Consider the following 18,915-nt stretch of genomic DNA (forward strand, 5'->3'; position numbering starts at 1 on the left):
ATGCTAACATTACAAAAAATCCAAATATACGGCTTTGGCAAGCATGAAAATGTCACTATTTCTTTACAAGATGGTGTGACAATTTTTTATGGTATGAATGAAGCAGGGAAAACAACGATTCAGCAGTTTATATTACAAATTCTTTTTGGCTTTCCAACAAAGCAACAAGCACAGCGAAAATATGAACCGAAAGCATCGACAAAATTTGGTGGTCAGCTAACAATACTGCATCCGCTGTATGGCCAGTGCACAATTGAACGAGTAAAAGGGAAGGCAACTGGTGATGTTACAGTTTATATGGAGGACGGTGCGAAGGGTCATGAGGAGCTATTAGCGAAACTATTGTATGGTTACACAAGAGCATCCTTTGAGGCAATTTTTTCATTTTCTATTCATGAACTTCAAGGCATTGAAAAAATGTCAGAAGAGGAGCTAACACACTTATTGCTTGCATCTGGGACGACTGGCATTCACCAGTTATCCGCACTTGAAAAGAAACTAGATAAGGATGCAGGGGAGTTATTTAAAAAGGCTGGCAAGCTACCGCTCATTAACCAAAAAATTGAGTATATGAAGCAACTTGAAAAAACTATAAAGCAAGAGCAAGCAGCTATTCAAACATTTGAAGACAAGTCACTCAAATTACAACAACTTGATCAGAAACTATTACATTTAAATAGACAACAAAAAGAGCTGCAACAAGACTGGCAACAACTAACGATATTGAAGCAGGCAACACCACTTATTCACCAACAACAGACTTTACAACAGGCCTTGGAAAACTATGCACATGTTGAATTCCCACCTGAAGGGATAAGACGTTATGAGCAGCTAAAGGATCGTCTGACACATGAAACATTACAAATGGCGCAGCTAAAAGAACAATATCAAGTTTTACAAAACAAACTACAATTAACGGTAGACGAGGCAATGATTGATGAAATGGCACGACTTATGCACCAAGAAGCAACATGGAATCAATTACTCGTTAAGGAGCAGAACTTCATTGATGAGCTTTTCTTAATCGAACAAGATATCGAAGCGCAGTTTCGTTTATTAGGTGTACCAGAAAGAGAAGCGCAAAAAATTCTACTTGAGAAAACCGTATCATTACAGCAAGAAGAACAGTTCCAGCATCAGTTAAGTATTTTACTAAAAACTGAAGAAGAGCTGAAATTTCATCTGCATTCGATTGAGCAAATACATGAGGAGCTAGATAGTATAGCTCGACAGAAAAAGCAATTAGAACAGGAGTCATTAACGACTCAGGAAGAACATATTTTAGCACAGTGGCCTCAACGGAAGAGACGACTTGAACAATTACGTCAAGCGAGGTCACAGCGGTCGAAGCAACAGCAGCCGATAATATTTATAATCTTTGCTTTAGTTATAAGTCTATTCGCTCTAATCTATGGCGTTTGGCAAAAAAATATGGCAGTTATCATTATCGGAGCAGTAATGTCGCTATTATTTGTACTGTTTTTAAAAAACGCATGGCCAGGTGACGACACTACAAGCGAGCAAAAAAGGCAATTACTTCGGGAATTAGAGCAAGAGGAAAATAGTGTTCAAGTTTTACTTATGAAAAAGCAACGACTCGAGGATCGCCGAATACTTACAAATGAGCAACAGCAGGAAAAAGAGCGTCAATATGCACAGTTAGAATATAAAATTCAGCAGGCAGAGCAGGTGAATGAAGAAGGTACTCAAATGCTTCATAGTTTTTTAGGGCGTTATCATCTACAAGGGAATGTGCCTAGAGCCTTATTGCCAGAGCTGTTTATGCGTATTCGCGGCGTACAAGAGCTAGCAACCAAGAAAAAAAGTACATTAAAGCTACTTCAGTCTATACAAACTGAAAAAAGAGCACTGTATGAGCAGATACAGAAGGTTTTGCAGGAAAGTTATAGTGAGCAGGAAATCTTTATGCATCTGCGTACATTCTACCTTACTGTACAACGAGAACATCAAGATATAGCACACATCAAAGAGCAGTTCACTACTCTCACATCTAATATGCAAGAAGCACTGCCCCTCATGGAAAACTATGAATGTGAAATTGCTCAGTTATTTAGTGCTGCAAATGTACAATCGGAGAATGCTTATTATGAGACATTTGCACAATATGAGCAACAACAAAAACTAAATACTGAGCTACAAGCAATTCAAAGTCAATTAGCTTCCCTAGATGTATACAAACAAGAGACATTAATAACCGAGGAACAACTCAGCGAGAAAACGCAAGCGTTAGAAGAACATCGAAATGCAATCCAGGTAGAAATCGATAGTTGCTTAGAGGAGCGAGCTACACTGCAAATGCAAAAAGACTATCTTCTTAATGATGAAAAATACGGACAATTGTTGCAACAATTTGAGGAAGAAAAATCAGCGTTACAACAGTTAATTGAGCAATGGACTACAAAAAAGGCGTTAGCAACAGCGATTCATGAGACATTATACCAACTACGTGAGGAAAAATTACCACACGTACTTTCACAGGTCAATACTATTTTTAACTTGTTAACAGGTGGTCGTTACGACAAACTTTCAATTACTGAGGATGGTCATTTTGAAGCACAGGCAGATTCAGGTTTGCGTTATCATGTAGCAGAATTATCACAAGCCACAAAGGAGCAAGCCTATATATCATTACGAATGGCTCTTGCAAAAACCCTTGCAACATCAGCGCCTTTCCCATTTATAATGGATGATCCTTTTGTCCATTTTGATCGAAACCGCACAAACAAAATGGTACAATTAATGAAAGAGGTAGGATATGAACGTCAAATTTTATATTTTACTTGCCATGAAGCGATGCTCGGTCTTTGGCGAAAAGAGCAAATTGTCGATCTAGGAGCACTAGCAAATGAAAGGGGAGTGACGTCAACATGAAAGGTATTACGACGCTCCAAGTAGGAGAATCAGTTGATCAATTTTTATTAATTAAGCAGGCGACAAAAGGTGTTACAACTGTAGGAAAGCCATTTATGTCACTGTTACTACAAGATAAGAGTGGGGATATTGAGGCCAAGCTATGGGATACAAATGAAGATCATGAAAAAATGTACCATGCAGAGGCGATTGTTCGCGTAGGAGGGGAAATCCATGACTATCGCGGTAAAAATCAATTACGCATTAAGACAATTCGTGTCGCAAAACCAGAGGAGGGAATTGCTATTAATGATTTAGTTCCTTCTTCGGCAACGCCAAAAGAACAACTGTATGAAGAATTAACGCAATTCTTCTTTGATATTAAAAATCCAAATATCTCACGTATCACACGTGCAGCTATTAAAAAGCATCAGGATGCTATTTTAGTATTCCCGGCTGCAACAAAGAATCACCATGACTATGCATCCGGTTTACTAGATCATATGGTATCTATGTTAAAACTAGGCAAGGCAATTGCTGATTTATATCCAACGTTAAATCGTGATTTGTTATATGCAGGAATTATTTTACATGATATCGGGAAGGTCGTTGAATTATCTGGTCCTGTTGCGACAATGTACACAATTGAAGGCAATTTACTTGGTCATATTACAATTATGGTGAATGAAATTGCAAAAATTGCAGAGGAGCTAGAGATTGAGGGTGAAGAAGTTATGCTCTTGCAACATCTGGTGTTATCACATCATGGCAAAGAAGAGTGGGGAAGCCCTAAAAAGCCAATGATTCAAGAAGCAGAAATCTTGCATTATATTGATAATATTGATGCCAAGATGAACATGCTTACACGAGCACTTGGCAAAACTACGCCTGGCGAATTTACCGAAAGACTATTTCCTCTTGATAATCGCTCATTTTATAAACCAAATATTGAGTAAACAAAAAGGGTTACGCCTGTATGAGCGTAACCCTTTTTCATCTAGTGAATTACTCGCTATTTAGATTCTTTGTCAGTATCTTCAGCTTTGTCTTCACTTTCAGCCTTTTTAGCTGCTTCTTCAGCAGCTTTTGCTTGCTCTTCACTTGTAGTTGTGAAGAATTCTAGTGATTTTTTTAAATCTTTATCTGATGTTTTAACGTCAGCATCTTTCGCCATTTTCGCGATGATATCATTTAAGATAGTTTTCGCTTCAGGTGATTGAGTTAGTTTACCTAACATTGTTGCACGAATGTTTTCTTCTTCGTCTTCGAATTTGCCAATATCCTTGACATCACGCTTGTCCGTAATTTCGATAACATGGTAACCAAAGCTTGATTGAACAGGCTCACTTAATGTATTTACTTCAAGTGCATAAGCGGCATCGTTGAATTCATCTACCATCATACCAACTGAGAACCAACCTAGTTCGCCACCTTTTTCAGCAGAACTAGTATCTGTTGAGTATTCTTTTGCCACATCAGCAAAAGAAGCGCCGCCTTTAATTTTTTCAATGGCTTCTTTCGCTGTTTTCTCATCAGCTACTAGAATATGACGACCATTTAATTCCGTTTTCATTTGTTCATAATGTTTTTTTACGTCTTCTTCTTTAATGGCTTTATCTTTCAATGCCTTTTCTTGAAGAAGTTGAATACGTAAAGAATCTTTGAAGCCTTCTTCTGTTAAGCCATTTTCATCAAGTGCTTGGGCAAAGTTATCACCAAACTGAGAGGCAGTTGCATCATAAGCTTCTTTAAGTTCTTTGTCTGTTACTTCGTATTTGTCAGCTAAAACTTTTTCAGTCACCATTTGTTGAAGTACATATGAGCCCGTTAAGCTTTTCGCTTTTTCGTTAAAGTCAGCTACTGAAATATCGCCTACTTTAGAAGTAACTAATGCTTTGTCATCGGCTCCGCTACAAGCACCAAGTGCTAAAATAGAAGCAGCTAATGTTAAAGATAAAACAGTCTTTTTCATAATGGATATTCTCTCCTAACTTTCATTTCGTCCATTTTTTACTATAACATAAACGATTTAAAAACAAAATGGTTCCCCTTGAGTATAGCCTATATTTCAAAATTTGAAGCGCATAGGATATAGAAAAGAAAGGGGGTGAAGTTATGAGCAGCGGAGGATACGGTGGTGGCGGTGGCTACGGCTCAGGCTCAGGCTTTGCTTTATTAGTTGTGCTCTTTATTTTATTAATTATTGTTGGTGCAGCGTTCCTATACTAATTAATAGAATGGCGAAAAGCTAAGGGTTTAAAGTCCTTAGCTTTTCTTATCAATTTCTAGGCATTCGCGCCGCACGCATGAGGTTGTGTCCAATAGGGTATTGGTTCATTCAGCTGTCACCTCCGCGCGTGCGGACGGGCGCGGATGCATTTTTTTCATTATACTGCAAATAAAATTTCAACATAAAATGAGACAAGTAAAATTGTGATGAGTATATTGATAGTTCGGAATATTTTTGGTTGGTTTTCTTCGGGAATTTCACGTCGCATGCAAAGTGCATAGGTCATGCGATTAATTTGAAATAAATAGAATACCGAGAATAGAACTACAATCATTAATAGCAAGTCTATTCCTCCCCTCTTTCAGTATTAATAGCATAACAAAAAAAGTCGATAGAACACAAGTACAAGCAATTTAGTTAATAGTTGGTGGAACTAAAATTTCATAACCTTTAGGTGTTTCCTCAATTTGGGCATTCTTAGGTGAATTTAATAGGTATTTCACGTAAAGTATATCAATTAAACATAAACTGCAATGATACGCTAAAAGTAAAGTTCCGTAATGCGTATAGGCAGGTAATAGCAGTGTACATAGCATAATAATTGAATTGAGTATAATAAATGGTGTTAATAATGCCAAGATATAGCGATTTTTTGACAAAGGTTCATGAATACGCATGTGCAACACAGGAATAAAATAAAATTGGACACGCATGCGCAATTTGAGATGCTGGCGTAAGTCAAATAAAGCAAGAAAGTGTAAACATTTGTGAATCGGATAAAGTGCAAGTACGGCAATAACAAATAGCCAGAATAAACGGTCGGTAAAATGTTCTTCATGGAATAAATTGAATGTCACATAGGATACTGAAAAAGTTGATAAAAAAACAATCACAGCCAAGATACTAATTCTTGTAGTCCCGTAATGATGTTCGAGATTTAAAATTTTCCAACAATGCATTGAATATCAACTCCGTAATTAGGAAGGGTCCTATTTAATGTAAATTGATTTTCGCGAGAAAGCAAGAAAAAGGAGGTATCTCAGAAATGTTTCTGAAATGCCTCCTTTTAGCATGATTTTATCCGGCAGTAACTGTCAGTAAGACGCCAGCGGGGGATAAATAACATGCAATAGAAAATTCACTTTATCCTTTTACTGTTGGACGTTCTTCTAGCGTGTCAAAGGAATCACGGAAGTGTTGGAAAGAACGCTCGAAAATATCGATGAAATCCTCACCATAAATATTGCGTATAACAGCCATAACATCTAAAAACTCTGGGAAGCGACCGTACAAGTCTTTTAGCGCTAATGACCCCTCTAGAACAGAATGATACGTACTATGATAGTTGCTATTCATTTCGATGATCAGCTCTGTACCCGCTTCTGTTAATTCAACGTAGGTATTACGTTTGTCGTCATCACGTTTCGAAAACTTAAGGAATCCACGCTCTTCTAATTTTTTTGAGAAGTTAAATGCTGTTGAAACGTGCATCACACCAAATTTGGCTACATCCGAAATGGATGCTCCTTTTAAATGATAAGAAATCCATAAAATATGATGCTCGTTAATGTTTAAATCGTAGGGTTTAATCCACTGCTGCCAATCTTTTTCAACCGCTTTCCATAAGGCTTTTGATAATTGCGCGATTCTTTGACTATAAAGCATCGCTTCTTTCTGAGTATATAATTCCTCTGACAAAGCCATCACCTACTGCTTTCTTTAACGTTTTAAAAATATTATAGCAATAAAGAAAAAAAGTTTAAAGTTAGAAAAATTAAAAAATTGAAATGTGGTTAAAAAATAATAATATAATCATAGTTTTTAATAGAAAAATGGATTTTTTATTTCCCTTTAAGGTCTTTAGTCCTATTTGATTTCTTGTGGTTTTTTCTTTCTATCCGTGAATTGTGCAACGTTTTTCTCGATTTCGCTAATTGAATTCTGCAACGATTCTATTTCTTGTTGCAAGTTATTTTTGGTAGGTTCAATCTCTTGTGTAAATATAGTAATGGACTGTTTTAATTCATTTATTATTTGGGGTATATTATTTTTGGCTTCGTTTGTAAGCATGTTTACGGATTGTTTTACATTGCCAGCTTGTAGTTTTATATCTTGAAGTTTGTCCTTCGTACAATCAGCATTTGACACTAGTGTAGCTCGTAATTGTCGTCCTGATTGAGGTGTTGAAAAAAGTACTGCGATAGTACCACCCACGATTCCAGTTGTTAGTCCGATTAAAAATGGTTTTGCTTTCATGTTAAATTCCCTCATTTCCATATTTGTTATCTTACCCTCTATTAAACCATGAAATGCGTATATACAAAAAGAAAAAGAAGCTAAACGAGTGATTTTGCATCACGGTTTAGCTTCTTTAAATAATGACTACGCTAAAATGCTCTTTACACAGGTCAATATGACAGTGAGAGACGAGCATTTAACCCTTTCCTTTGTTAAGCATGAGAAATGGCTGTTTTGAAGTTAGATCGTTTCACTAATTTCACAACTATTGGATAAATAATCACAAAAGCAATGACATTAAATGCTACAGCTGGTAACACAACACCTACAAATAGCATTGCGAATGTAGCACCAACGTTAGCATTGAACACGAAAAGGGCAACCGATAAAAAAACTGTACCCGATAAAATGGTTCCTAAACCAACTAAAACAGCAGATCCTACAAAATTACTTAGCACTTTTTTCAGCACGATTAGGATTGCTAAAAAGACAAAGCCAGTCACAGCTTTATCAATAATGTTTGGGACTAAACCTGCTGGAAATGTTGTGAATAAACCGGAGAGCACCCCAGTTGTTAAAGAAAGCAAGAACGTTTCTTTCACTGTAGGGAACAATAAAATTCCGATAAACATCATTGTTAACATGAAGTCAGGCTTCATACCATTTACCATACCTGGTGTGACCACGTAAAGTGCAGCACCGACACCAACTAAGAGTGCCATTAAAACTAAGTTTTTTGTATTCATTTCTAATCTCTCCTCAACTATGCTAGTCTATTTGTCTCCTAACGTATCCTCATGACCGTTAGCGAAACTTATTTGTGATTGTACGATAAAAATTATTGATTTGCAATAGACTATTCTGATAATTGAATCATACTTTTTTTGCTGATTCTTCGCTTCGTATCAGAAAAGATTGGGTGGCATTAAAAATAGCCATCGTTCTCATAGACTGATGAAGAACATTAAAGGTTGGTTTTAATGCTTTCTGCAACATCAGCTAATTGCTCAAGCGTATATTTTTGTGTTTGCCAATTTAAGCCTAAGCCTTCTTTTTCATCGTAACGAGGAATAAAATGTAAGTGGTAGTGAAAAACAGTTTGTCCAGCAGCAGCTCCGTTGTTGTTTATGGTATTCATGCCAATTGGATTAAATGCGGCCTTAATCGCATTAGCCACTTTTGGTGCTACCGCATATAAATTCCGTGCTACATCCTCTGGCATTTCGAAAAGATCCTGGCAGTGCTGCTTTGGAATTAATAGTGTGTGACCTTTTGCTACAGGTGCAATGTCTGCGAAGGCATATACATGGTCGTCTTCATAAACTTTAGTACTCGGAATCGATCCGTCAATAATTTTGCAAAATAGGCAATCGCTCATTCGTAAAATCCCCCTTAGTTATATATGTAAGTTTATTCTATCATACTCATAACTGAATCATTTGCTAATTTTTGATAAAATAGAAACAAGAAGAGGAGTGAGGGCATGTCGGTATTAGAGGTACAGCAAGTGACAGGTGGCTATACAAGAAAGCCTGTTATTAAAGACTTATCATTTACGATTGAAAAAGGGGAGCTTGTTGGATTAATTGGATTAAATGGAGCAGGGAAAAGTACAACCATTAAGCATATTATCGGAACGATGTTGCCAAAAGAAGGTGACATCCGCTTAAATGGTGTGACGTTAAAGGAAGATACGGACAAGTATCGTACCGCGTTTTCATATATTCCAGAAACACCTGTTTTGTATGATGAGTTAACGCTACGTGAACATTTAGAGTTAACAGCGATGGCTTATGGTTTAGATGAGGCTTCACTTGCGGCACGTTCTGAAGTTTTATTAAAGGAATTCCGCATGGAAAAACGACTCAATTGGTTCCCATCCCATTTCTCAAAAGGGATGCGTCAAAAGGTCATGATTATGTGTGCTTTTTTAGTCAATCCGAGTCTTTATATAATTGATGAGCCGTTTGTTGGTTTAGATCCACTAGGTATTCAATCATTACTTGATCAGATGGATGAAAAGAAAAAAGAGGGCGCTTCGATTTTAATGTCAACACATATATTATCGACTGCTGAAAAGCATTGCGACCGAATTATTTTATTGCATGAAGGACGCGTGCGGGCACAAGGAACGATGGCAGACTTACGCAAGGCTTTTGGCATGCCACAGGCTACATTGGATGATCTGTATATTGCGATGACAAAGGAGCGGGACCATGAAGAACTTGCGTGATGTATGGTCCTCGCGCTTCATGCATTATATAGGTCAAGTGCAAAAATATATGCAGTTTATTTTTACAGGGCATATAGCAATTGTACTTGTATTTCTTATTGGAGCAGGGGGCTATCAATATAGTGAATGGCTAAAAATTGTAACGACTGATTTTCCAGCAGAGCCGTTAATTGCAATTGTAATCGGTGTTTTACTGGCTTTTAGTCGACCGACGACATTATTGCGTGAGCCGGACCAAGTATATTTACTACCATTAGAATCAAAGATGGCGCAGTATTTTAATAAGGCACTTGCTTGGACTTTTTGGTCACAGGTATGGATTGTTGCGATTGTTTATATTGTAAGTATTCCGCTATTAAAAGCAGTTACTGAATTAGCGACATTTGATATTTGGGCTGTATTTTTCCTCGTTGTCGTACTGAAGTATTTCAGTGTGCAAGGAGAGTTCAGTTATCGATATAGTGAACGTGGACATTTTATATGGGTGGATAGATTCGTTCGCGCTGTAATATTTGGTGTAACTGTTTATATGGGACTTCAAACAAAGCCAATCCTAGCAAGTATTGCCGCAGTAATTGGTTGTGCATATATCGTTTTCTTCCGGAAAAAATCTGTGGGAGAGCCTGTACCATACGAACATTTTGTAAAGTTAGAACAAAATCGTATGATGAGCTTCTACCGCTTTGCTAACTACTTTACGGACGTACCCCATTTACGGGGCAGTATTCGACGTCGAGGTTGGTTAGATTGGCTTTACAAGTTTGTGCCATATACAAAAGGAAATGCCCAAAAGTATTTGGTATTCCGTACATTCGTGCGTACAGACGATCATTTTTATTTATGGCTCCGCTTGACGGTGATTTCGGCTGTTATTGCTGCTTTTGTAGATATTCCAGTAGTTACATGGATTGTTGCTGGTGCATTAAGTTTTGCAACAACGATTCAGTTGAAGCAGGCTTTAATATCAAGTGGGGAATTCCGTATGGACATGCTATATCCACTACCAGAGAATGCACGTGATCTAGCGGTCAAACAGGTAGTTCGACTTGCGATGATTGCTCAGACTATGATTGTAGGTCTAAGTGGTGTGGCACAGCCAATGTTCTACGTAACATTTATAATCGTCTTTGTTGTAAGTGAATTGACTGCGAAAATGTCGAAATCAAACTGATAGTTTCACTCAAGTGAAACAGGGGAACGCTCGGGTAAAATGAAGTACCGCTCGTGTAACCCAAGTTACCGCTCAGGTAAGGTGGAGTAACGCTCGGGTAGCTCAAGTTACCACTCAGGTAAGGTGGAGTAACGCTCGGGTAGCCCGAGTTAACGCTCAGGTAGGGTGGATTAACGCTCGGGTAACCCAAGTTACCGCTCAGGTAAGGTGGAGTAACGCTCGGGTAGCTCAAGTTATCGCTCAGGTAAGGTGGAGTAACGCTCGGGTAACCCAAGTTACCGCTCAGGTAAGGTGGAGTAACGCTCGGGTAGCTCAAGTTACCGCTCAGGTAGGGTGGAGTAACACTCGGGTAGCCCGAGTTAACGCTCAGGTAAGATGAAGTACCGCTCAGGTCCTAGCTCTAAATTTTTAAAAAATAAAGCTCATTTTTTCCAAGAAGATTGGGAAAAATGAGCTTTATATGTTTTATTCAACGAATTGATAGTCCAAGGCAGCGGTTAACAGCACCTTCGCTGCAACGAGCATTCCTTTTTCATCGATATCGAACTTTGGATGGTGATGTGGCGCGTACTCAACAGGTTCGGCTCCGGTGAAGAAGAATGTACCTGGTTTCTCTTCTAAGTAGTATGAAAAATCCTCGCCACCCATTGTTGCTTCAATTTCAACAACTTCGCAAATATCCTGTGCAATATCACGTACAAATAATGTTTCCTTTTCGTGGTTAACGATTGCTGGATACCCACGGCGATAATCTAGTTCAATCGTACAATCGTGGGCAATTTCAGTGCCTTGTACAACACGTTTAAATTCACGTTCCATTGTTTCACGTATATCCGTTTCAAATGTACGAATCGTCCCGTTTAAATAGGCTGTATCGGCAATAATATTGTCGGCATTAGATGCAACAAATGAGCCAACCGTGAGAACTGCAGATTCAGTTGGTGCAACACGACGAGCAACGAGCTGTTGTAGATTCATCACCAGCTGAGAACCGATGACAATGGCATCCTTCGTTTGGTGAGGGTGAGCACCATGGCCACCTTTACCTTGAATTTTTATTTCAAAACTATCGACAGCTGCCATCATTGGCCCTACACGATAGCCAATCATGCCAGTCGGATGATTAGATGATAAATGTGTACCAAAAATGGCATCAACTCCGTTTAATGCACCTGCTTGCACCATCCCAATTGCACCGCCTGGATCAGCTTCCTCTGCATGTTGATGAATGAGCACATACTCACCAACTAATTCATCCTGCATTTCCCAAAGTAACTTACCTAGGATTAATAATGTGGCAGTATGGCCATCATGACCACAAGCATGCATAACACCAGGAACAGTTGATTTGTATGGCACATCTTTTTCATCTTGAATGGGGAGTGCATCAAAATCTGCGCGTAAGGCAATTGTTTTACCCGGTTTGTTACCTTTTATGCGTGCAATGAGTCCAAAACCGCTGACATTCGGTTCAACTGGTACACCAAGTTTTTTATAAAATTGAATAATATAGTTTGCTGTTTCCTGCTCGTGGAAACTAAGTTCTGGATGCATATGTAGATGGTGGCGAATAGCCACCATTTCATCAAAATGAGCATCAATTTTTTTAAGTAAATTTTGTTTCATTTGTTCATGCTCCTTTAAAAAAATTATGCCTCGTTTTCTTCTTTTGGTGTAACACTATAGGTTGAAACATAGGAAGCGGCAGAGAAAATATGTTGCTGGCGGCGCACGCCCGTTGGTTCTTCCTGCTCAGCATGTGCTGTTTTATAGGCTTTGGAATTTTTCCATGCTTCAAATGAGTGCGGGCCATTCCATTGTGTCATGACGATATATGTATCGCCATTTAATGGACGCAATAAACGAAATGCTACGAAACCAGGCTCATCCTCGATAGCTCGTGCACGATTTAAAAAACGATGTTCAAATACAGGACGACCTTCATCAGTAACAGGGATATTATTGAAGACAAAAAAGCCACGTTCCTCTAATTCATTGACAGTATCTAAAATTTCAAATTTACGTGGTGTGGAAAATACTGATTTACCTTCAGTTTCATGTATGAGCACGGAGTTTCCTTCCCCGTGTATTAGGATCATGTGCTCGTTCGGATACTTATTTTTCACCTGCTCCATAAATTCATTTGTGCCAGAAGTTAAATAAATATACATAACTTTGCCCTCCTTATGAATAATCATAATAGCGTGATTATCTCCATTTAAGTGCAACTCTAACGCTTTGTCAAAAAAGAAGACACCAGAAAGAACAATTTTATGACATTTCTCTAGGAAAACTATACAATAACGGAGGAAGCGTTTACTATTGAAAACGGATATCAATAATAATGGAATAAACAAGAGAATTTTACGGTATGAATTATATCGAGGGGAAGGAAATAATCATGACAACATTTAATGATACACTTCTTCGTGCTGCACGAGGAGAAAGAACAGAACATACACCAGTCTGGTATATGCGCCAAGCAGGACGCTCTCAACCAGAATATCGTACGATTAAAGAAAAGTATTCTTTAGAAGAAATTACACATCGTCCAGAGCTATGTGCATACGTAACAAAATTACCAGTAGATAATTACAATGTAGACGCAGCTATTTTATATAAAGACATCGTTACACCACTACCAGGTATCGGCATAGATGTGAAAATAAAAGCAGGCGTAGGTCCTGTTATTTCTAATCCAATACGCACAGTTGCTGATGTAGAAAAATTAGGTGAGTTCAATGCGAAGGAACATACTCCATTCGTGTTAGAAACGATAAAATTATTAACTGAAGAACAATTGAATGTACCACTCATTTGCTTTGCAGGCGCACCTTTCACGCTAGCGAGCTATATGATTGAAGGTGGACCTTCTAAAAACTATAATAAAACAAAATCATTTATGGTATCGGAGCCACAAGCATGGTTTGCGTTAATGGACAAACTTGCAGATATGATTATTGCGGATGTTTCAGCTCAAGTTGAAGCGGGTGCCAAAGCGATTCAAATATTTGACTCCTGGGTTGGAGCTCTAAATGTCGAAGATTATCGTGTGTTCATCAAACCTGTCATGACACGTATTTTTGGTGAGTTGAAAAAAGAAAATGTGCCACTTATTCAATTCGGCGTCGGTGCAAGCCATCTAGTAAAAGAATGGCATGATCTACCGATTGATGTCGTAGGTTTAGATTGGCGCTTACCAATCAAAGAAGCTCGTGCAAAAGGCATTACAAAGCCAGTACAAGGAAACTTAGATCCATCATTATTACTTGCTGATTGGTCTGTTATTGAAAAACGTACGAAGGATATTATCGATCAAGGTCTAGAAGTACCAGGTCATATTTTTAACTTAGGTCATGGTGTGTTTCCAGAGGTCAACCCAGATGTATTAAAACGTTTAACTACACTTATTCATGAATACAGTGCACAGCAAATTCAAGAACGTTATTAATAAATAGATGCTGCTCAATAATATAAACAAATCTTATTGGGCAGTCTTCTATCTTTTAAGACGTTAGTGACTGACGCTTGCTTTCGTCACAATATGTTCAATAAACATACAAAAAACATAGTTTAACTATTTTATAGAGGTGAAAAGGTTAATGAAAGAAGTTAAAGGCTTATTAGTAATGGCATATGGCACACCCTACAAAGAAGAAGATATTGAATCCTATTATACGCACATTCGACATGGACGTAGACCATCAGAGGAGCATCTAGAAGATTTGCGTAGTCGCTATGAGGCAATCGGTGGTTTATCACCATTGGCAGCAGCCACGAAAGCGCAGGCAGAAGCTTTATGTGCACGTTTAAATGAGGTACAAGACGATGTAGAATATAAACTATTTATTGGTTTAAAACACATCCATCCATTTATTGAGGATGCTGTAGAGGAAATGGTTGCAGCAGGCATTAAAGAAGCGGTCTCTATCGTGTTAGCACCTCATTTCTCAACATTCTCTATCAAATCATATAACGGTCGTGCTACAGAAGCAGCTGGTGAACGACTGACAATTACCTCTGTTGAATCTTGGTATGATGAGCCGAAATTCATTGATTATTGGAAGAACAAAGTAAATGAAATATTCGATGCTATGTCCAAAGAAGATCGTGAAAAAGCTTGTTTAATCGTATCAGCACATTCACTTCCTACGAAAATTAAAGAAATGGGTGACCCTTACGAAGATCAATTAATCGAAACGGCTCGTCTGATTCAAGAAGCTACTGGTGTGAACAATGTAGAAGTAGGCTGGCAATCAGCAGGACAAACGCCAGAACCTTGGTTTGGACCGGACGTGCAGGATTTAACACGTGATCTTTATGAGCAAAAGGGTTTTCGTTCATTTGTTTATACACCTGTTGGCTTCGTAACAGAACATTTAGAAGTTCTATACGATAACGATTATGAATGTAAAGTTGTTTGTGAGGAGCTAGGAGTAAAATACTATCGCCCAGCAATGCCAAATACACACCCATTATTTATAGATGCGATGGTAGACGCTATTCATAAAAAACTAAGCTAAGCGAAAAGAAAGTGATGATGTTGGTGACTCAAAAAAGACGTAAGGTAGTTGTTATTGGTGGTGGCATTACTGGCCTAACAGCTGCGTTCTATATGCAAAAGGAAGCGCGCGCAAAAGAATTGCCCGTAGATATCGTACTTGTCGAGTCGTCATTGCGCCTTGGCGGGAAAATCCAAACTCTAAAAAAAGATGACTTCATCATTGAGCGCGGGCCAGAATCTTTTTTTGACCGTGAAAATCATGTTCATATACTTGCACAGGATTTAGGCATTGAACAAGAGTTAATCACAAGTAATTCGGGGCCAACTTACGTAGCTGTTGGTAGTCAATTATATCCTATTCCAAGCAGTCTTATGTCAGGAGCCACGCCGCATATCTCCTCTTTCATTACATCAGGTTTGTTTTCTCTCAGCGGGAAAATTCGTGCAGCGGGAGACTTTGTCCTCCCTCGATCTGCACAGGATGACGATCAACCTATAGGAGAATTTTTCAGAAGAAGATTTGGAGCAGAGGTTGTAGAAAATCTGGTAGAGCCTTTACTAGCGGGAACGTTTGCCGGTGATATTGAGCAACTAAGCATGCACTCAACATTTCCACAGTTGTATGAATTAGAGCAAAAATATCGCAGTTTACTTATTGGGATGAAAAAGTCAGGTGCGAATTTTTTAAGTGACAACAGCATTGCAAAAGATAAAGGGATTTTCCAAACATTTGAGAATGGGCTCGAAACACTTATAGAAAAATTAGAAGCATCACTTTTTCCTGGGACAGTTCAAAAGGGTGTCAAAGTAGAAGAAATTGAACATGGCAAGGATGGAACAGTGCAAGTGGTGTTAAATAATTTTTCACAAATTATAGCAGATGCTGTCATTATCGCTACACCGTTTCAGGTTGCGGAGAAAATGTTTAGGAAGTATCAGCTATTAACAGAATTGAACTCTATGAAGGCTGCAACAATTGCGACGGTCACTATGGCTTTTAAAAAGGAGCAACTTGTTGAATTGGATGCACTGTCATTTTTTGTCTCACGAAGTAGCGATTTTTCAATAACTTCCTGTACATGGAGCAATCGGAAATGGCCAAATACTACACCAACTGATTATGTGTTGTTACGCAGTTACATAGGACGTGTTGGCGATGAAGCCATTGTTGCTCTTTCCGATTCAGAGATTGAAAAGACGGTCCTACAAGATTTAAGAAAAACAATCGGTATCGATGGAACCCCTATAACGACAGTAGTATCCCGATGGAAAAATGCGATGCCCCAATATACAGTTGGACATGAAGCAAAGATTGAACGTGTGAAACAAGAATTGAGCGATCACTTCCCAACAGTTAAACTTTCAGGAAGCTCGTTTGAAGGTATATCAATTCCGGAATGCGTAGAACAAGGGAAAAAAGTTGCTACTGAATTACTAACTGAAATGTTTACCCAAGAATGTATATAAAGAAATGACATGTAATAGTACAAACTGATGCTAATGAGATGCTCTGAAGCAGAAGTTTGTGCTTTTTTTTGCTTTGAAGTGGGCATTCTTTTTGACAAGTTGTCCAATTTCCAAACAAGTAAGGGAAACAAAATGCATTTGAAGTTGCGGTTATTAAGCTGTTCAGAGATTTGGGCAAGTATGTCAGAAAATTTTTATAAGAAAAAGTATAAAGAATGAATAGTTTATGATGCAGAAGAAAAGAAGGAAGTATAAACCTCCTTCTCCTTCGTTGTTTGATGAGCGAACAAATTTGCTATGAAATACGATGACATGACCACACTATACCACCAGAGTTGGCACCTCCGAGGGTAAGGGGAATGGTTAAACCATCAGCCTCATAAAATAGATCAATGGCATCGCCAGCAGTTAAATTGACTTCACCTGCTAGTGTTACAGTACCGCTCCCTAAAATTGCTCGTAAAATTAACACAAGCGCAACATTGACATTTAGTACTGGGAATAATCCATTTATTAAATTTGTCGTCGCATTTCTGCGAATGGCAAATGACGGGTTTATTCCTCCACCTAAACTTACGGTTATTGCAGCTGTTGTTGAATAGTTGATAGTAGCTTCAAATGAGTATCTACCTGTTGTAGGAACAGTAAATACACCAGTGGTTGGATTAAAGGCAGGTGTTGTGAAATACGGAGAAGCTACGCTCCAATTGCCAATAGTAGTTGAGCTACTAACAGATAAATCATTATTAAAGGCTGAGAATCCTTCCGTAAATGCTGGTCCAGTAGCACCAGCGGAACCAGTGGAACCAGTAGCGCCAGTAGCACCAGTGGAACCAGTGGAACCAGTAGCGCCAGTAGTACCTGTGGAACCAGTAGCACCAGTAGCGCCAGCAACACCGGCAATACCAGTAGCGCCCGTTTCACCAGTAGGTCCAGTAGTACCAGTTACACCTGTGATTCCAGTCGCCCCGGTCGCTCCGGTCGCCCCGGTCGCTCCGGTAGTGCCCGTAACGCCGGTAGCACCAGTAGCACCAGTGGAACCAGTAGCGCCCGTAACACCAGTAGGCCCTGTAGTACCAGTAACACCAGTAGCGCCAGCAACACCGGCAATACCAGTAGCGCCCGTTTCACCAGTAGCGCCAATAGTACCAGTTACACCTGTGGCACCAGCAACACCGGCAATACCAGTCGCCCCAGTAGCCCCAGTAGTGCCCGTAACGCCGGTAGCACCTGTTACCCCAGTAGCGCCAGTAGCACCAGTAGCACCAGTGGAACCAGTAGCGCCCGTAACACCAGTAGTACCAGTTCCACCAGTAGCGCCCGTAACACCAGTAGTACCAGTTCCACCAGTAGCACCAGTAGCGCCCGTTTCACCAGTAGCGCCAGTAGCGCCAGTAGTACCAGTTACACCTGTGGCTCCAGTAGCACCTGTTGCGCCTGTAACACCAATAGACCCTGTAGTACCCGTAACACCAGTAGCGCCTGTAACACCAGTAGACCCTGTAGTACCCGTAACACCAGTAGCGCCAATAGCACCCGTAGGGCCTGTAGTACCAGTTCCACCCGTAACGCCAGTAGCGCCAGCAACACCGGCAATACCAGTAACACCCGTAACACCCGTAACACCAGTGGCACCCGTAACACCAGTAGGCCCTGTAGTACCAGTTCCACCAGTTCCACCCGTAACGCCAGTAGCGCCAGCAACACCTGCAATACCAGTAGCGCCCGTTACACCAGTAGCGCCAGTAGCCCCAGTAACACCAGTAGCCCCAGTTACACCAGTAGCGCCAGCAACACCTGCAATACCAGTAGCCCCAGTAGCCCCAGTAGGTCCAGTAGTACCAGTTACACCTGTGGCTCCAGTAACGCCAGTAGCCCCAGTTACACCAGTAGCGCCAGCAACACCTGCAATACCAGTAGCCCCAGTAGCCCCAGTAGCCCCAGTAGGTCCAGTAGTACCAGTTACACCTGTGGCTCCAGTAACGCCAGTAGCCCCAGTAGCCCCAGTAGCCCCAGTAGCCCCAGTAGCCCCAGTAACACCTGTGGCACCAGTAGCCCCAGTAACACCAGTAACACCAGTAGCCCCAGTAGCCCCAGTAGCACCCGTAGCACCCGTAGCACCCGTAGCACCCGTAGCACCCGTAGCACCCGTAGCACCCGTAGCACCCGTAGCACCCGTAGCACCCGTAGCACCCGTAGCC

The 18,915-nt window shown here is 39.9% G+C and carries 17 protein-coding genes and 1 pseudogene; 8 read left to right on the top strand and 10 right to left on the bottom strand.

Annotation, left to right across the window (positions count from 1 at the left end):
- Both ACQKII_RS09090 and yhaM read left to right on the top strand, forming a co-directional pair.
- The gene (locus ACQKII_RS09090; RefSeq protein WP_427458457.1) at window positions 1–2,892 is read left to right on the top strand and encodes an AAA family ATPase; all 2,892 of its coding nucleotides are present in this window, start codon (window positions 1–3) and stop codon (window positions 2,890–2,892) included.
- Window positions 2,889–3,827: a 3'-5' exoribonuclease YhaM gene (gene yhaM / locus ACQKII_RS09095; protein WP_427458459.1), complete on the top strand. Its 939-nt coding sequence runs from the start codon at window positions 2,889–2,891 to the stop codon at window positions 3,825–3,827. Before ACQKII_RS09090 ends, yhaM begins: the two co-directional genes overlap by 4 nt.
- A gap of 56 nt (window positions 3,828–3,883) precedes the next feature.
- Here yhaM and ACQKII_RS09100 read toward each other — a convergent pair whose 3' ends face one another.
- Window positions 3,884–4,843 (bottom strand): peptidylprolyl isomerase, encoded by a 960-nt coding sequence (locus ACQKII_RS09100; protein ID WP_427458461.1) that lies wholly within the window; start codon window positions 4,841–4,843, stop codon window positions 3,884–3,886.
- Between the two features lie 143 nt (window positions 4,844–4,986).
- On the opposite strand from ACQKII_RS09100, the gene ACQKII_RS09105 reads away from it, so the two are divergent.
- Entirely contained in the window at window positions 4,987–5,100 is a 114-nt protein-coding gene (locus tag ACQKII_RS09105) for a YjcZ family sporulation protein (RefSeq protein WP_370046387.1), read from the top strand.
- A 158-nt stretch (window positions 5,101–5,258) separates the two neighbouring features.
- Here ACQKII_RS09105 and ACQKII_RS09110 read toward each other — a convergent pair whose 3' ends face one another.
- From ACQKII_RS09110 to ACQKII_RS09135, 6 genes are all read right to left on the bottom strand, one after another.
- Window positions 5,259–5,444, bottom strand: a complete 186-nt coding sequence (locus tag ACQKII_RS09110) for a hypothetical protein (RefSeq protein WP_010857338.1) — start codon at window positions 5,442–5,444, stop codon at window positions 5,259–5,261.
- A gap of 70 nt (window positions 5,445–5,514) precedes the next feature.
- On the bottom strand, window positions 5,515–6,060 hold the full coding sequence (locus tag ACQKII_RS09115) for a DUF3267 domain-containing protein (protein WP_427458463.1): 546 nt from the start codon (window positions 6,058–6,060) through the stop codon (window positions 5,515–5,517).
- Window positions 6,061–6,244: 184 nt separating this feature from the next.
- Window positions 6,245–6,805, bottom strand: coding sequence for an HTH-type transcriptional regulator Hpr (locus ACQKII_RS09120; RefSeq protein WP_427458741.1), 561 nt, complete (start codon window positions 6,803–6,805; stop codon window positions 6,245–6,247).
- A gap of 162 nt (window positions 6,806–6,967) precedes the next feature.
- A complete protein-coding gene (locus tag ACQKII_RS09125) occupies window positions 6,968–7,357 on the bottom strand; it encodes a YtxH domain-containing protein (protein ID WP_427458465.1) in 390 nt (129 codons plus the stop codon).
- A gap of 194 nt (window positions 7,358–7,551) precedes the next feature.
- Complete coding sequence (locus tag ACQKII_RS09130; protein ID WP_427458467.1) at window positions 7,552–8,085, bottom strand: tryptophan transporter; 534 nt, start codon at window positions 8,083–8,085, stop codon at window positions 7,552–7,554.
- A gap of 218 nt (window positions 8,086–8,303) precedes the next feature.
- Window positions 8,304–8,717, bottom strand: coding sequence for an HIT family protein (locus ACQKII_RS09135; protein WP_427458469.1), 414 nt, complete (start codon window positions 8,715–8,717; stop codon window positions 8,304–8,306).
- A 105-nt stretch (window positions 8,718–8,822) separates the two neighbouring features.
- Here ACQKII_RS09135 and ACQKII_RS09140 point away from each other — a divergent pair, with 105 nt between their 5' ends.
- Both ACQKII_RS09140 and ACQKII_RS09145 read left to right on the top strand, forming a co-directional pair.
- The gene (locus tag ACQKII_RS09140) at window positions 8,823–9,572 is read left to right on the top strand and encodes an ABC transporter ATP-binding protein (RefSeq protein ID WP_427458471.1); all 750 of its coding nucleotides are present in this window, start codon (window positions 8,823–8,825) and stop codon (window positions 9,570–9,572) included.
- Complete coding sequence (locus tag ACQKII_RS09145; RefSeq protein ID WP_427458473.1) at window positions 9,556–10,743, top strand: ABC transporter permease; 1,188 nt, start codon at window positions 9,556–9,558, stop codon at window positions 10,741–10,743. Before ACQKII_RS09140 ends, ACQKII_RS09145 begins: the two co-directional genes overlap by 17 nt.
- 465 nt (window positions 10,744–11,208) lie before the next feature.
- Here ACQKII_RS09145 and ACQKII_RS09150 read toward each other — a convergent pair whose 3' ends face one another.
- Together ACQKII_RS09150 and ACQKII_RS09155 are read right to left on the bottom strand one after the other, a co-directional pair.
- Window positions 11,209–12,369 carry an amidohydrolase gene (locus ACQKII_RS09150; RefSeq protein WP_427458475.1) on the bottom strand — a complete coding sequence of 387 codons (1,161 nt, stop codon included), beginning with the start codon at window positions 12,367–12,369 and terminating at the stop codon, window positions 11,209–11,211.
- 23 nt (window positions 12,370–12,392) lie between these two features.
- Complete coding sequence (locus ACQKII_RS09155) at window positions 12,393–12,914, bottom strand: antibiotic biosynthesis monooxygenase family protein (protein WP_427458477.1); 522 nt, start codon at window positions 12,912–12,914, stop codon at window positions 12,393–12,395.
- A 230-nt stretch (window positions 12,915–13,144) separates the two neighbouring features.
- On the opposite strand from ACQKII_RS09155, the gene hemE reads away from it, so the two are divergent.
- From hemE to hemY, 3 genes are all read left to right on the top strand, one after another.
- The gene (hemE, locus tag ACQKII_RS09160; RefSeq protein WP_427458479.1) at window positions 13,145–14,194 is read left to right on the top strand and encodes a uroporphyrinogen decarboxylase; all 1,050 of its coding nucleotides are present in this window, start codon (window positions 13,145–13,147) and stop codon (window positions 14,192–14,194) included.
- A gap of 151 nt (window positions 14,195–14,345) precedes the next feature.
- The gene (gene hemH, locus ACQKII_RS09165; protein WP_427458481.1) at window positions 14,346–15,266 is read left to right on the top strand and encodes a ferrochelatase; all 921 of its coding nucleotides are present in this window, start codon (window positions 14,346–14,348) and stop codon (window positions 15,264–15,266) included.
- Between the two features lie 14 nt (window positions 15,267–15,280).
- Window positions 15,281–16,714, top strand: a complete 1,434-nt coding sequence (gene hemY, locus ACQKII_RS09170; protein ID WP_427458483.1) for a protoporphyrinogen oxidase — start codon at window positions 15,281–15,283, stop codon at window positions 16,712–16,714.
- A 295-nt stretch (window positions 16,715–17,009) separates the two neighbouring features.
- Here hemY and ACQKII_RS09175 read toward each other — a convergent pair.
- A pseudogene (locus tag ACQKII_RS09175) lies at window positions 17,010–18,915 on the bottom strand (collagen-like protein); the annotation flags it as partial.

The sequence above is a fragment of the Lysinibacillus sp. NPDC048646 genome, from assembly GCF_050272295.1.
In the GTDB taxonomy this organism is placed as follows: Bacteria; Bacillota; Bacilli; order Bacillales_A; family Planococcaceae; genus Lysinibacillus.